This is a genomic window from Reichenbachiella sp., from assembly GCF_965223055.1.
Classification (GTDB): domain Bacteria; phylum Bacteroidota; class Bacteroidia; order Cytophagales; family Cyclobacteriaceae; genus Reichenbachiella.
In genome coordinates this window covers 366,008-379,731 of record NZ_CBDCVM010000012.1, presented here as the reverse complement: position 1 = coordinate 379,731, position 13,724 = coordinate 366,008, and the positions used below count along the sequence as shown (strand labels likewise).

13 protein-coding genes are annotated in these 13,724 nt (G+C 39.1%); 4 read left to right on the top strand and 9 right to left on the bottom strand.

All coding sequences use genetic code 11. The annotated features are described in order from the left end of the window. Positions 1-7 precede the first annotated feature (7 nt). A complete protein-coding gene (locus ACOQO5_RS16970) occupies positions 8-2,446 on the top strand; it encodes a zinc-dependent metalloprotease (protein WP_420582883.1) in 2,439 nt (812 codons plus the stop codon). Here ACOQO5_RS16970 and ACOQO5_RS16965 read toward each other — a convergent pair. The 6 genes from ACOQO5_RS16965 to ACOQO5_RS16940 all read right to left on the bottom strand — a co-directional run bounded on the left by ACOQO5_RS16965 (position 2,443) and on the right by ACOQO5_RS16940 (position 8,302). Next, positions 2,443-3,600: a hypothetical protein gene (locus tag ACOQO5_RS16965; protein ID WP_420582882.1), complete on the bottom strand. Its 1,158-nt coding sequence runs from the start codon at positions 3,598-3,600 to the stop codon at positions 2,443-2,445. The two genes, ACOQO5_RS16970 and ACOQO5_RS16965, sit on opposite strands and share 4 nt — an antisense overlap. Continuing rightward, the gene (locus tag ACOQO5_RS16960; RefSeq protein ID WP_420582881.1) at positions 3,587-4,267 is read right to left on the bottom strand and encodes an ABC transporter ATP-binding protein; all 681 of its coding nucleotides are present in this window, start codon (positions 4,265-4,267) and stop codon (positions 3,587-3,589) included. Before ACOQO5_RS16960 ends, ACOQO5_RS16965 begins: the two co-directional genes overlap by 14 nt. Positions 4,268-4,269: 2 nt before the next feature. Continuing rightward, positions 4,270-5,484 (bottom strand): ABC transporter permease, encoded by a 1,215-nt coding sequence (locus tag ACOQO5_RS16955; protein ID WP_420582880.1) that lies wholly within the window; start codon positions 5,482-5,484, stop codon positions 4,270-4,272. Continuing rightward, complete coding sequence (locus tag ACOQO5_RS16950) at positions 5,481-6,710, bottom strand: ABC transporter permease (RefSeq protein ID WP_420582879.1); 1,230 nt, start codon at positions 6,708-6,710, stop codon at positions 5,481-5,483. Before ACOQO5_RS16950 ends, ACOQO5_RS16955 begins: the two co-directional genes overlap by 4 nt. Beyond that, positions 6,707-7,453 (bottom strand): outer membrane lipoprotein-sorting protein, encoded by a 747-nt coding sequence (locus tag ACOQO5_RS16945; RefSeq protein ID WP_420582878.1) that lies wholly within the window; start codon positions 7,451-7,453, stop codon positions 6,707-6,709. Before ACOQO5_RS16945 ends, ACOQO5_RS16950 begins: the two co-directional genes overlap by 4 nt. Before the next feature lie 189 nt (positions 7,454-7,642). Further along, positions 7,643-8,302, bottom strand: a complete 660-nt coding sequence (locus ACOQO5_RS16940; RefSeq protein WP_420582877.1) for a hypothetical protein — start codon at positions 8,300-8,302, stop codon at positions 7,643-7,645. Between the two features lie 140 nt (positions 8,303-8,442). Here ACOQO5_RS16940 and ACOQO5_RS16935 point away from each other — a divergent pair, with 140 nt between their 5' ends. Together ACOQO5_RS16935 and ACOQO5_RS16930 are read left to right on the top strand one after the other, a co-directional pair. After that, complete coding sequence (locus ACOQO5_RS16935) at positions 8,443-9,243, top strand: DUF3179 domain-containing (seleno)protein (protein WP_420582876.1); 801 nt, start codon at positions 8,443-8,445, stop codon at positions 9,241-9,243. 59 nt (positions 9,244-9,302) lie between these two features. Then, the gene (locus tag ACOQO5_RS16930; protein ID WP_420582875.1) at positions 9,303-9,716 is read left to right on the top strand and encodes a Dabb family protein; all 414 of its coding nucleotides are present in this window, start codon (positions 9,303-9,305) and stop codon (positions 9,714-9,716) included. 3 nt (positions 9,717-9,719) lie between these two features. Here the strand turns inward: ACOQO5_RS16930 and ACOQO5_RS16925 are convergent, their stop codons facing one another. After that, positions 9,720-10,760 (bottom strand): DUF4421 domain-containing protein, encoded by a 1,041-nt coding sequence (locus ACOQO5_RS16925; RefSeq protein WP_420582874.1) that lies wholly within the window; start codon positions 10,758-10,760, stop codon positions 9,720-9,722. A 237-nt stretch (positions 10,761-10,997) separates the two neighbouring features. Here ACOQO5_RS16925 and ACOQO5_RS16920 point away from each other — a divergent pair, with 237 nt between their 5' ends. After that, positions 10,998-11,792, top strand: coding sequence for a hypothetical protein (locus ACOQO5_RS16920; RefSeq protein WP_420582873.1), 795 nt, complete (start codon positions 10,998-11,000; stop codon positions 11,790-11,792). Here the strand turns inward: ACOQO5_RS16920 and ACOQO5_RS16915 are convergent. Next, positions 11,789-12,169 carry a CoA-binding protein gene (locus tag ACOQO5_RS16915; RefSeq protein ID WP_420582872.1) on the bottom strand — a complete coding sequence of 127 codons (381 nt, stop codon included), beginning with the start codon at positions 12,167-12,169 and terminating at the stop codon, positions 11,789-11,791. The two genes, ACOQO5_RS16920 and ACOQO5_RS16915, sit on opposite strands and share 4 nt — an antisense overlap. Further along, complete coding sequence (locus tag ACOQO5_RS16910; protein WP_420582871.1) at positions 12,162-13,724, bottom strand: NAD(P)/FAD-dependent oxidoreductase; 1,563 nt, start codon at positions 13,722-13,724, stop codon at positions 12,162-12,164. Before ACOQO5_RS16910 ends, ACOQO5_RS16915 begins: the two co-directional genes overlap by 8 nt.

Here is a 13,724-nt window from a genome sequence, read left to right as displayed (position 1 = left end):
TCCCAAAATGAAGCTGAATTATTTACTCGTCTTACTCATACTACTGCCATCGATTGGGAGTGCTCAAAAAAAGAAAAAGAATAAATCAGTGTCATCGACCATTGAAGTATATGATAATATCACCAAAGGTTTTATTAGCTATTCTATTGATGAAGGGCTTGATCGAATTTACTTTTATGTATCTAGCCTGGATGAGGAATTTTTATATCTTCCTTCTTTATCCTCGGGGGTTGGGTCAAATGACATTGGACTCGATCGCGGTAAACTAAGCAATGAAAAAATAGTAAAGTTCAAAAAAGCTGGTAACAAACTACTACTTATCCAGCCCAACTACGATTACCGAGCAATCAGTGATAATCCGGATGAAACTCGTGCAGTTGAAGAAGCTTTTGCTCAGTCTGTCATCTGGGGGTTTGATATATTAGAAAACAACAATGGACTTTTCAAAATTGACATCACTGATTTTATCATTAGAGATGCAGTAGGAATGGCGAACACCTTAGCGCAAACAAATCAGGGAAACTACTCCATTGATCAAAGCAGATCTGCTCTGAATATTGAAAGAATTAAAAACTTTCCAGAGAACACAGAAGTGGATGCCATTTTGACATTTACAGGAAACCCGAAAGGTGACTGGATTTATTCTGTAACCCCTTCAGCAGAAGCTATCACTGTCACTGTCCACCACTCTTTTCTGAAGCTTCCAGACAATAACTACCGAACGAGAAAGTTTGACCCACGAGCTGGTTATTACGGGATAGAGTATTACGACTATGCAACTCCAATTAGCGAGTCATTGTCTAAAAAATATACTTGCAGGCATAGACTCGAAAAGAAAGACGCGGCAGCATTAGTATCTGAAGCCGTAGAGCCAATCGTCTATTATTTAGATAGAGGAGCACCAGAGCCTATCAGAAGTGCACTGTTAGAAGGTGCTTCTTGGTGGAATCAAGCCTTTGAAGCCGCTGGTTACAAAGATGCCTTTCAGGTGAAGTTATTGCCAGAAGGTGTAGACCCAATGGATGCCAGATACAATATCATTCAATGGGTTCACAGATCTACCCGTGGATGGTCTTATGGAGCGAGTGTAGTCGACCCAAGAACGGGCGAAATCATTAAAGGCCATGTAACACTTGGATCCTTGCGAGTCAGACAAGATTATCTGATTGCTGAAGGTTTGCTCTCTCCTTACGCAAATGATTCAGTAGACCCTACTATGGAAAAACTCGCGCTAGCTAGACTTCGCCAATTGTCTGCCCATGAAGTGGGACATACCTTAGGGTTGGCACATAGTTATGCGTCGAGTGCTGAAGGTCGTGCTTCAGTGATGGATTACCCTCACCCTAAAATCGACCTTGCTGACGGAAAGATTAGTTTAGATAATGCATACGACAACAAAATTGGCGCATGGGATAAAGTAGCCATCGCCTATGGTTATTCGCAATTCGAAGATCACACCGATGAGGTTGCCGCACTAAACAGCATCATTGCTGATTCCTTTTCCAATGGGTTAACTTTCCTTTCAGATCAGGATGCTCGTCCTCGGGGCGGCTCTCACCCATATGCACATCTTTGGGACAATGGTAAAAATCCGAGCGATGAACTTAATCATCTTATGGATGTTCGGAGAGTTGCTTTGAATAATTTAGGTGAAAACTCCATACGTACAGGCACGCCCTATGCTCAGCTTGAAGAAATATTAGTTCCCATGTACTTTTTGCACCGTTATCAAATAGAAGCAACTGTAAAACTCATAGGAGGACGAAATTACAGGTATGCTATTAAAGGCGATGGTCAGTTAGTCACAGAAAAAATACCGGGGAAAACCCAAGTAGAGGCAATAGACGCTCTCCTGAATACCGTACAACCTGAGTCTCTTGCTTTTCCTGAAGATTTACTAAACATCTTACCTCCTCGAGTTCTTCACCAAGGCAGAACTAATGAAGTTATAAATCTAAGAACCAGTCCTAATTTTGATGCGATTGGCGCTGCAGAAACTGCTTCAGACTTAACCTTGTCCCTTATGCTACACCCTGCTCGTGTGTCACGCATGATAGAATATAACAGTCGAGACAATTCTCAACCAAGTCTAGAATTCTTGTTGAACAAAATATTAGATGCTACCTGGAACCAAAAACCAAAAGTCGGATATTTAGGAGAGATTCAGCACGTAGTAAATTTGAATGTTCTCGTTCATTTGATGAATCTGGCAACTAATGAAGCTGCAAACCCACAGGCCAATGCCTTAGCCTATCAAGCCATAGATCGATTAAAAACTAAATTGGAATCTAGGTCAAGTGCTAGTCAAAATACAATGGCGAATCGCCAATATGGGCTCAGGCTTATCCAATATTTTTACAAAAACCCTTCTAAATTCAGTGTAAAACCAGCCCAACCAATTCCCGCTGGGTCCCCCATCGGGTCTGCTTTTAGTTGTGGCTTCTAAAAGCTGTATTTGAACCTTCCAAAGATCATAGTTCCTCCATCACCATAAAGCGTCATCGGGTCTCCCCTAAAAAGCTGCGCGGCCACAAGAAAATCAAAATTTTCAACCACTGACCATGTTACATTTGGCCCAATAAATAGCGAACCATCTTTGGGATTGAGCATAGTTGCTAATGCGGTATTTAATATAGGAGATAGTGCACCTGATACTTGAAAAAACAAGTTATGCATTGCAGGACTTAGCGTCTGAGCACTCAAAGTTCGATCTAAATAAAATGCAGAATAGTCTCCAGACTTTACATTCAACCCTCGGGAGTTGAATAAATAGGCAGTTTGAAAGTACAGCCCATTGGTGAAGGTATAGTCAACCTCAATTGAACCAACGAATTGGGTTTCCCCAACTTTATTGTTTACTGGCAAGAAATAAGTGCCCTCTCCTCGAAATCCTGCTCCCTTTATATCTCCAGCCCAGCCTCCACCTACTACGAAAAATTCTTTCTGGTACCCCGTCATAAATTGGATGTCGTAGGTGTTGGTATTGAACTTATATTTGGCTGCGAACGTGCTCCCTGAAAGACTATCAGCTAAGGCATAAACTACACTTAAAGAAGAAGCTGCACTGGTGTAATAATTCACCTGAATTGCATCTGTACCTGGTCGTTCTTCATAATCAAAATCAAAGAATGAATAAGAGTTGAAAATATCATTAGGGTTCCAAATTAAAGTCGTTCCCCAGTTCACCCGTTGACGCCCTACTATCATTTCAAGGTCATTTTTCTGGTAGGTGAAATTCATACGATCGAATATGGTATGCAATACAGTACTCGAGCTATTGCTCCATAATATACTCATATCAAAAAATCCTGGATCTTCTCCCAAGGAACTATAGGCAAATGGCACATCACGCACCAGTTCGCCCCAGAAAAACCGATTTCTCATAGAAGCCTTAAAAGTGAAATGATCATTCAGATACCAAGTATAGTTCAAGCGGTTATGAAGAAAATTATCAGTAATCATACTACTATCTCCAGGAGGAACAATAACTGTATGCATATACTTCATATAGCCATTCAGCGTCATGTTTTCATCCTGTGCTAATGCGACAGTGCAGACTGACCAAGCAAGGATTAGAATTAAAAATTTATTTAGTCTCATTGGCTATTTTGCCATCTTCCAGCTTGATCAACCTCTTGGCACGTTTCATTACGCGATCATCATGAGTAGAAAAAATAAATGTCGTTTCCTCTTTTTCATTCATCTTAAACATCAAATCCAACAGGTTGGTTGTTGCTTTGCTATCCAAGTTAGCTGTTGGTTCATCTGCAAGTATAAACTTAGGCCGAGAGGCTAATGCTCTAGCTACAGCTACTCGCTGTTGCTGTCCTCCTGATAGTTGATTCGGTCTTTGATGGGCCTTATCGTCTATCTCCATGGCTTCTAATAATTCCATTACACGTTCTTCGATGCTCTTCTGAGGAAATTGCTGTAATTCCATAATAAAAGCTACATTTTCATAGGCGCTCATAACAGGAATAAGATTGTATGCTTGGAATACGAATCCAATATTGTGCAACCTAAAATCAGTCAATTCAGTACTTGTCAACTTAGAAATGTCCTGCCCGTCCACCTCTACAGTACCGGTAGTTGGCGACTCAAGTCCTCCCAAAAGGTTTAAAAAAGTGGTCTTTCCACACCCAGAGGGGCCAACTATGGCAGAAAACTCTCCTTTTTCGAAAGAAAGTGAAATGCCATTCACCGCATGTACAGGAACCGTGTCAGGGTTATAAATTTTTGTTACATCAATGGTCTGAATAACGCTCATAATTAATCTCTTATCGCTAGTGCGGGGTTTAACTTAAATGCCCTGATTATTGGGAAAATGGAGGAAAAAATAGCCGTACAAACAACCATCCCTGTAATTATTGCATAAAAACTATAGTCAAGTGTAGGGTAAACAATGGCTGACATACCAAATTGTTCCATGCCTTCTTTAAAACTTTCGAAATGCATGCCAACCAAACCAAAGTATTCTATGGATACAAGCGCTAGCAGATTGCCCAAAATTCCTCCGACCAAGCAGAGGAATATGGTTTCCAAGGTGATCATTTGAGCAATTTTACTCTTTCTCATGCCCAAAGACCTGAGCATTCCAATTTCTTTGGTGCGCTCTAAGATCACCATCAACATGGTATTGATGATTCCGAATATCAAAGCGATGAGAACTATCCCTACCAATATGAAATTAAACATTTGCATCAAAGATCCACTCATACTAATGGTTGGGTTAATTTCCTTCCAATCCTCTGTTTTGTATTTGGTAAATGTATGTTGCAATACATTGACTGTGCTAGCTAACACATCTTGATCAGTTACTCTAATGGCCATTTCATGGACCTGACCGTTAGCTAGTTTTAAGATATTTTGCAGGTCTTTTTTTCTAACAAACACATTTCGGTCATCAAACATTGAGCTGTTAGTATCAAATATTCCGCTCACCTTGAAGTTCTCATAAACCATGTTTCCAGTTTTGTCAGCTAGAGTAAAAATGATTTTCGACTTTAATTTCACTTTTAATTTTTCAGCCAAACGCTCAGAAATAATGATTGGCTTAAACCGTGATTCTGTTTCCAGATATTGTCCTTCAATCATTAAGTTATGTACTTCTGTCACTGTCTTTTCAATGAATGGATCAATTCCGTATATCGCTACTTGAGCACTATTATTTGCCGTCATGGCCATTGCTTCTGTTTTTATTCTAGAAGTGAATGATTTCACATGATCATTATTCTCCAATACACTCTCCAATTCTTCCACATCCATCGTCAGTTCCAATTCTTCCATGATGAGGTATTCGGCATGATGGATCTGAATGTCAGAAATTTCATTTTCAATAGTGCTTTTTATCCACTTATCTACCATACCATTAGACATGCTTGCAATAAATAGTGCACCAAACAATCCTACGGTTAGCGCCAAAATCACTGCTGAACTGCGTGTTTTATTTCTCCATACGTTGCGCCAAGCGAGAGATATTATCATTGTCTTCCTCTTATTATGTCCACAATATTAAATTTCATAATGTTGTTGAGCGGAATGACCGATGCCACAATACTCACCCCTAACACTATAGCAAACTGCAACAACATGTAGCCTGGCTTGATTGATATTTGAAGAATCGGCTCCATGTTCATCTGTCGATACATTTCAGCACTTTCTTCTGGCACGGGTATAGGGTTGAGATAATAAAAATAGACCACTGGAAAACTGATAACCAAACCTGCCAACGCTCCTATTCCTGCAATTAACATAGACTCCAAAATGACTTGCATCAAAAGCTTGGTTCTTCTCATTCCAATTGCAATCATGATAGAAAACTCCTTTTTTCGCTCCATGGTCATCATCAGTATGGTACCAAACAACCCAAATCCGATCACCATATAAAGTATTCCGATCATGATCTTCCCAAAGAAATTATCAGACTCTATGCCTGATAGAATCTCTCTATTCATCGACCGCCATCCTCTAGCCTCCAAAAGAGAGGTGTCCATTTTCGATTCGTAGTAAGCCTGAACCCCTTCTACTTCATCATTATCCTTCAGCACCAGATTCACGTTAGTCAATCGACCCTCCATAAAAAACAGGTATTGAGAAGCAGCCAGTGGCAAGAAAATCATGCGTTTATTGAACTCCGCCATTGGGTGATCGAAAATTCCTTTGATCGGGTACTTGCCGGCAGCTGTAACTCCCATATATCCTTGGCCTAATAGTACTAGTGTATCGCCAACTCCGATCCTCAAGAATTGAGAAAGTTCTTTGCCAATTAACACTGATTCATCTGTATCTTTTAGATATTCCCCCTCGATGATTTTATTCGCCAGTCCAATCTGGCGGTCTTGCACTTCTGGATCTACCCCATGGATTAATACACCTCGAGTATGAGGACCAGAAGATGCTAGTACACCACTCATCAATTGTGGCACCCATAAATCAATCCTTTCATCTTTATCTAAAGTAGCTTTCAAATCCTCAGGAAATTCCATGCTGTTAAGCAATGTTTTGTCATCCCAATACAGCTTATCCATCAATGCCACATGGCCAGTAGAGGCTGTGATTGCATCATCCAGCATTTTGTCGTAAGTACCAAGCTGTAAACCTCGCATCATAGTAGCAATGACTACAGCAAAAGTCACTGAACCTAAGGTTATAAAGGTGCGCTTCTTATTACGCCAAAGGTTTCGCCAAGCCAGTGTAATCTTTCTTCTCATCTCACCCGTTTCATATTTTGTTGAGAAAAAAAGCTTTCCTTCAAATCGGTGTCAAATTTCAAATTTTTATTAATCATGATGGTCTGATTACCAGGTTTGTTGATGGGCGTCATCACCATTTTTGCAGGCAATTTCCGATCGTCAAATTGAGTGATATTTGAAGCCTCCATAGTACTCACCAATTCGAAATCTTCATCATAGTATTCTGCCTTCATCTGGTAGTATTCATCCTTCCCTATCCAAATATTGATCTTACCCCAAACAACAGAAGAGTTTGGTTTTGGAATCATCTCTATTTGATAACAATCGATGCCATCTATTTTTTCTTCACCAAGCAATTTATGCGTATAATCATCCACCAAACTATTCATTTTTACCAGATCATCATTGGTAAAATCTGAGCCCATCCAGTTTTGTCCCATCATCGACGGTGGCAGCTTAATCATCCGACTGATATTAGGAATCCAATTCCACATGTCGGTCTGTCGTTTTAAAAAAACCTGACCTTTGTCTCTTGCAGGCCCAGTGATATAAATCAAGAAATATTCTCTACCCAGACTCCAGGATTTCATAGTCATAGTGCGTGTATATCTAGGTCGAACAATAGTCATTTCCATTTCACCCTGACTACTCTTACCATTTACTTTGTCCAGAGACTTTTGAATAATGTCCTTAGGGTCTTGCGCTGCTGCAGAATAAATGAAAATGCAGATTAGGCTCAGTGATTGTATGGTTTTAATCATGAAATGAATTTAAATGATTTTTATTTAATTGTATAGTCGTAAACCATCAGAAAAGGTTCAATTTATTTTTGGTGAGAGATTTAATTGAATCCAAAATTCAAATCAATAGATAGAATGACTTATAAAAAAACACCAGCAGATTTGCTGGTGTCTTTTTCAAATGATGTATTAAATTTTCTTATTATCAACTCATCGATCAATAGATACCCAAGAGTAATTTCCAATTCTTGCTTTATCTGTAATTCTTCCGCTCAGCACACTTATAATCGACTTGGTTTCTATTTCTTTGTTGCCTTGAAATACTCTTGCTGTAGCAGTATAGGCTACACTAAAGAGTTCTCCATTAGTCTCAGAAAACAAAACTTCTACTCTGCCAAAAGAAAGGGAAACATTTTCTCCTTGCATTAAAACATCTAGCTGCTCTTCAAAGGTTTTGTAGTTGCTCTGTTTTGCCCAGGGAATTTTATTTTGATCAAAACGAACAGCATTTATAGAATACTTTTCTAAAAAATTACTCATCAGTGCGTCTTTTGATTTGTTTTTCCCAAGGTCTTCCCAGCCCGCATGCAAGTCACTAATTAATTGTCTAATTTCATTTGGCGCAACGACCTTCGGCTTCATTTTACTTTCCGCCTTTAACAGATCTTCTTTAAGGTTATTAATAAGAGATACTTGATCATCGTTTTCAGATAATAGAACTTTTATTCTTGCCTGACTTTCAGAAAGAGACATACTTAGAGAATCAATTTGAGCAGTTAATTCTATCCTTTCCATTTTGTCCTTTTCGGATGTACATTGTACAGATATTACAACGAGTGTAATTATTGCAATTGATTTGATAATTTTCATAGTTGATATTTTAGAATGAACGATAAAAATAACAATTTTAAAATTGATCATCTTTGTTCATGAAACCAAACATCATTCACGATGTTGATATTCTGCAAACCAAATTAGATCAGTTTGACTCTATTAAACCTCCTTGAAAAATGAAACCACTCTCGATTCTATTCTTAAGTATTCTTTGTATTTCCTGTGTAAGTGAAAAGAAAGATACCACTTCGGAAACAGAGAATATTCCACCCAAAATACAGCGCCCAGTTGCAGCTGATAATGGTAAGTTTTTCAACCGTTCCAGTTTGCGTATGATGTATGGTGGAGAAGATAGCACGCAGCACTTCGATGTATCCAATCTCACACTTCAGGAAAGTCAATTTCATTATGGCATCGGTAGAGAGGCCTTTCCAGCATTACTCGCACCTGAGTTTATTTCTATAGAAGCAGCGGATACAATCTGGAATGACAGCACTCGTTTTTTGGTAGGCTCATTGAATGGAGAAACCAAAGCCTATTCAGTACCTGACCTCACCCATCACGAAATAGTAAATGACAGTCTGGGAGGAAGACCAGTAATGGCAGCTTACTGCGTTCTAGCTGATTTGGGTGCAATCTATGAACGTGACTACAATGGCAAATTGCTGACTTTCGGACTGAGTGGCTATACTTATTTTGATGAACAGGTATGGGATGGCCTCGATGGGTTTGTGTTTTGGGATAGAGAAACTGAAAGCCTTTGGTGGCCATTGATAGGCAAAGCCGTATCTGGGCCATTAGAAGGAGTGGTGCTTTTTGAATTGGATCAGCAGTACTGGGAAGATATTTCTTGGAAAGAGGTAAAAGAGAAGTATCCTGACGTAAAAGTATTGGCATCTGGTCAGGATTTCGAAAGACCAACCAGTTGGCCAAAGTATGGGGATGTACAATCTCTGGTCGAGCAGTTTAGAAAATAGTCCGGCTAGATTATTTATTTTCCAATGACTATCTTACACAAACTATTCAAAATCAAAGTATGAAAAATTTCACTTTATTAGTTCTAATCACTGTTATGTTCATGAGTTGTGAACCAGTCAAAACGAAAGACATGATCAGTGGTAAGTTTGCACATTCCGTGCTCATTTGGCTCAACAACCCCAATAGTGAGGCTGATCGGCAAAAAATAGAAAAAGGGCTAAAAGAACTAATCGAAAACTCAGACTATATCCGTTCTGCGCATTTGGGTGTACCGGCACTTACGGCCAGAGATGTAGTAGACAACTCCTACACTTATCATCTTATGGTCACTTTTGGGTCAAAAGAAGAACAAGACAAATATCAAGTGGAGCCTGCTCACAAAAAATTTCTTGCTGATTGCAAAAACCTATGGAACAAAGTACTGATTTATGATTCTATGAATGTGCTCGAAGAAGGTGAGAATCTGAAGTAATTTTTACTTCTCTTTTGGCAGCAGAAACTTGGGAGGATTAAATCTTTTCCCAATAAAGAATTTGGCATTACTCACTCCTCTTTCTAGATAGTCTTCGGTATCGTCGCGTTCTCCAGCATAAACGCCAGCAGCGGAAAACCCACAATAAAATTTGGGCGCATTATAGCCCAAAGCAATTCTGGTTGCTGCTCTTCCAGTAAACTTTGATTCGGTATTCTTGGGCACACCATTCAGTTTAGGTGTTTTTTTTATCTCAGGCCCTAATCCAATAACTACACTCAATGAAATAAACACCCGGTGACCAAGTACCAAATTATAGCCATACCCTCCAGCTATGCCATATCTGATATACTCACTGCCTCTAAAATCTTGAGAAAGGTCAAATTCCGATTCTGCTTCAGAAATGATTAGGCTTGAATCTGCATCCATACGAAAATAGCTGAAAAATGGCCCTGCCAAAAAAGATCCAGTACTCTTTATTTGACGCTGGTTATATATAAAAGCTGATCTAAAGGAAAATTTTCCATGATTAAAAACATATAACAAACTAACCCCATATCGTCGAGTATTTATATCAGGACGGGTAGGATACGGGCCATCAGGATCGAAATTTGAAATATACTCTTCAGGGTTATCCAGATAATAGCCCTTGTATCTTTGAATTGAAAGATCCCCAGCAAATTTTCTGGTGTACACACTTGATTGAAAATCAAACCGTTTCGTGTGACCAAATTTATCGTCATCGTGATTCACTCCTCGAAAATTGAATGCAACATCAAGCCCAAACCACCGATATCCTACACCAAAACCCAAGTTTAAACTCTCATTGGGCTTATACTCTAATTTCTTTTTAGTTTCGTGATTCACGTGCGCAATCGTATTCGATTTCATACTACCAAAAAGTTTAATAGATAGCTTATCCGAATAGTCCACAATGAATTGTTCATTTACAAGACGCGTTTTAAAAAAGCCATACTCCTTATTCTGACCAAATGAGATCAGAGGAATTAATAGAAGCAAATATGTGAGGGCGGCCTTGCACATTTCCCTAGTTAATCAATTTGGAAAATAAAGACAAAAGTGTATTTACAAATTCCAAAGCATGCTATATTCATATAATATATAACCTTTGCAGAATTTCTTTTTAGCAAGAAAATTACCTATGTAATTTTAGATTTAAAAAAATGTAGCAAGCTTTCAATCATTTTTCAAGTTGCTAGAATATAAAAACTCATGATGTCAAAACTTAAGACGATAGTCGCCTCAATAATAAGCATTTCTATGCTTGCATTTCAAGCTCAATGCCAAATCAAATATCAGAACCTTGTAGGTGAATGGATTCTTACAAAGGTGACGAACGAAAAAGATGGAACTCCTGCCAACGGCAAATACTCAATAGATAACTCCTATCAAAGGTTTACATTTGAGAAGAATAAGATATTGCGCCCTTCGAGCGCGCCTTTCGAAAGTGGATTTGGTATTTACGTAATTCTCAAAGGAGATGAATTTAAACTATCTGCTAATGACCTCCCTATATTTAATGAAGGTACATTTAAAATACTTAAAGTTGATTCCGAACGACTTAGTCTCTCAACTGTCAATGAACAGGGGGAAACAATAATCTATTATTTTGTAAATGCCAAATTTCTTAATAGCCCTTCTGACATTACATTTGAGAATGTTGTTATTGATAATTATTTCTACCAAAACACAAGAGGACAAAACACTTCTAATAAATATTATTTGACAATGGACAACTATCAGTTCAATGTGCCCAGATATAAACAGTCTTATTTTTGCTCAAGACTGTCTGATGTTGTTAAATACAAACCAGATAAAAATGAGTCATTTAATCTAGTATTTCAACTCATATTAGATTCTCAAGGAAAAGTCAATTCAGTAAATATGTTAGAAGGCAAAAACGCCAAAATTGACAAACGTGTGATCAATTTTTTACAAAAGACCAAGTGGCAATTTCCTAACGACCAATTTGAACATCCTGTAAGTTTAACATTTGATGTTCAGTTTAATTATGTTTTCACAAACTTCGACAAGTCTGTATTAAGAGCAAATTAGTTATACTGTCCCGTACTCAACATGACCAAGGTACAGCCGAATACAGTTTCAATACCTTGTGCCTGAGCAGCTTGTGCCAGCTCCATGTTTTCTGTACCAGGATTGAAAATGATACGTTTGGGTTGTAGGCTCAAAATATACGGTATCCATTCGTCCAGTCGAGTAATTCCAATATACAAAGTGACTGTATGAACGCCTTCAATTTTTGGTTTGGTGCTCAAATCCAGAAATTCTTGCCCAAAAATTTCGCCTTTCTTGATACTTACGAGTTTGAATGGTACACCATGATTTTTCAATCTTTCGGCTGCTAGATAGGCATATCGTGAGGATTCCGTGGTAGCTCCTAGCACCACGGTCAATTTTTTCTGTTCAGACATTTATGTATTGCTCAATTAACTTTTCAGCGCATTTCTCTCCATCAATCGCCGCAGACATAATGCCTCCAGCGTATCCTGCACCTTCTCCACAGGGGAACAATCTTTTTAGCTCAATATGTTCCCACGTATCTTTTTTTCTTGGGATATGAATTGGAGAAGAAGTTCTGCTTTCTACTCCTACTACCACGGCATCATTCGTTACATAGCCTTTAGACTTTTTTCCGAAATCTTCGAAACCCATCTGAAGGCGGTTGTAAATAGAATCAGGCAACACTTCGGATAGCTGAGCTGACACCAGTCCCGGCTGATACGAACAATCAGGAAGATTTGATGAAAGCTTACCAACAATAAAGTCGCCGAGTCTCTGAGCAGGCGCTTTTTGTTGTCCTCCTGCTACTTCACAAGCCCTTTTTTCTATTTCAGACTGAAAAGCCAAAGCAGAAAAATTGCCGTGATTCTGATACTTCTTCAAGTCCACATTTTCAACCGCAACGACTATACCGGAATTAGCAAATTTAGAATCTCGACGAGATGGACTCATACCATTAACCACCACTTCACCGGGAGCAGTAGCAGAAGGGACGATGAATCCTCCCGGGCACATACAAAATGAAAATACACCCCGTTTTACATCGTTTATTCTCGTCTGTGTAGTAAGTGCATAAGGAGCTGCTGGCAGGTATTTGCCGCGATGATCACAATGGTATTGAATGCTGTCTATGAGCTGCTGAGGATGCTCTACTCTCACCCCTAATGCAAATGGCTTAGATTCTATGGTAACGGCCTTTTTTTCAAGCAATTCAAAAATGTCTCTGGCCGAATGGCCGGTGGCTAAGATTACACCTTCTCCGATATGTTGGTCGCCAGTAGCCAGGACAATACCCTTGGTTTCACCATTTTTAATGACAATGTCTACCACACGACTGTTAAAATGGATCTCTCCGCCTCGGGATGTTATCGTTTCACGAATATCAGCTATTACTTTTGGCAGTTTGTTGGTACCGATATGCGGATGGGTATCCTTTAAAATATCTTCACTGGCCCCATGAGCTACCAACATCTCCAATATCCGGCGTACATCTCCCCGCTTCTTCGATCTGGTATACAATTTACCATCTGAATATGTGCCTGCTCCACCTTCGCCAAAACAGTAGTTGGAATCAGGATTGACAATATGCTCTTTGTTTATTTTGGCCAGATCTCTACGACGATCTTGAACGTTTTTTCCTCTTTCAAAAAGCACCGGTTTTGCTCCCATTTCTAAGCAGCGCAGCGCTGCAAACAAACCCGCAGGCCCAGTACCTATGATCAATACGACAGGTCTATTGGACACGTTGGTTTCGGGTTTTTCATAAGCCAATGACCAGGGGTCATTTTCTCCCTCATACAAACCAATTTCTACATCTACAGAGACTTTACGTCCTCTAGCATCAATAGATCTTTTGAGTAGTTTCCAATGGGCTCCGCCTTTTACCTTAGGAGAAATGAAAGCGTCCAATTGATTTTCATCTAAAGCAATTTCAGGCTTGAGCCTATATTTCAGAATTTTGTTCAT